Raw genomic sequence first — 1127 nt, forward strand, 5'->3', positions numbered from 1 at the left:
CCCCTCGCCCACTTACCAGATGCGCAATTTCTAGGGCGCAATTTCCAGGAGCCCATCGATGACCCGCCAATCCCGCTCCACCAGCACCGCACCGAACCCCGACTTCAGCCCGCTGCCGCGCGAGCCCGGCGAGGGCAACCTGGCCTGGGGCCAGCGCGCCGCCCGCGCGATGCGCACGCCCAGCCCGGCGGACTGGACCTTCATCGCGCTGCTGGGCGGGGCGGACACGCTGTCCTTCCGCTGCCGCGTCGCGCAGTCGCACCTGCGGCCGGACATGCAGCCCTCCTACTGGTCGCAGGCGCTGATGGTGCTGCTGGAGGACGCCTCGCTGGCCGGCGCGCAGGCGCTGCATGTGCCGCTGCTGCAGCCCGCGGGCCCCGATTTCGGGCCGCGCAGCAACGGCGTGACGATGGAGCCGCTGGCCGCCTTCGACGACCCGGCCGCCTATCCGAACATCGCGCTGATCGCGCTGCCGGTGGCACAGGCGAAGATCCAGGCCCGGGTGCAGGCCTTCATGCGCTCGCGCTCCACGCTGGATGCGCTGGAACACGTGCTGCGCTGGCTGGCCTTCGCCTGGGGCGTGGCGCGCACCGGCAACCCGCTGTTCGACAACTACGGCCTGCCCTCGGCCTGCATGCTGGAGGCGGTCTGCGCGGCGGAGGGTTATGACCTGACCCCGGGGCTGGAATCGCGCGCCTCCTGCCCCGAGGCGATCTGGATCGCGGCACGGCACTGGCACGACTACTACGAGAAGACCGGCAGCGGCATTCCCTTCGGCCGCTTCACGGTCGACCACGGGTATCCGATCCTCGAAGGCGAGCGGGTCGTCCTGCCCCAGCCGCCCCAGCCGCCCGCGGCGCCCAAGCCGAAGAAGGCCCGGCCCAAGGGCCCGAAGAAGTCCAAGGCCTAGGGCCAGGAGGCGCTACCCGTCCTGCAGATGACGGGCCGCGCTCAAGTCTGGCGTCGTCTGCCGATAACCCTGGTGGATCCGGCATGGCAATTGCCGGCTTGAACGGGAGGATCACAAGACGATGGAACAGGATCTGCAACAACAGCTGATGGTGGCCTGCCCGCACTGCCTGGCGCGCAACCGCGTGCCGCGCGCGCGGCTGGACGAGGATCCGGAC

1 protein-coding gene and 1 pseudogene are annotated in these 1127 nt (G+C 70.6%); both read left to right on the forward strand.

From position 1 onward, the window contains the following. The first annotated feature begins 58 nt into the window (after nt 1-58). Nucleotides 59-910, forward strand: a complete 852-nt coding sequence (locus B0W88_RS31885; RefSeq protein WP_077038420.1) for a hypothetical protein — start codon at nt 59-61, stop codon at nt 908-910. Between the two features lie 148 nt (nt 911-1058). Next, a pseudogene (locus tag B0W88_RS35365) lies at nt 1059-1127 on the forward strand (thiol reductase thioredoxin); the annotation flags it as partial.

This window comes from Pelomonas sp. KK5 (genome assembly GCF_001984095.1).
Classification (GTDB): domain Bacteria; phylum Pseudomonadota; class Gammaproteobacteria; order Burkholderiales; family Burkholderiaceae_C; genus KK5.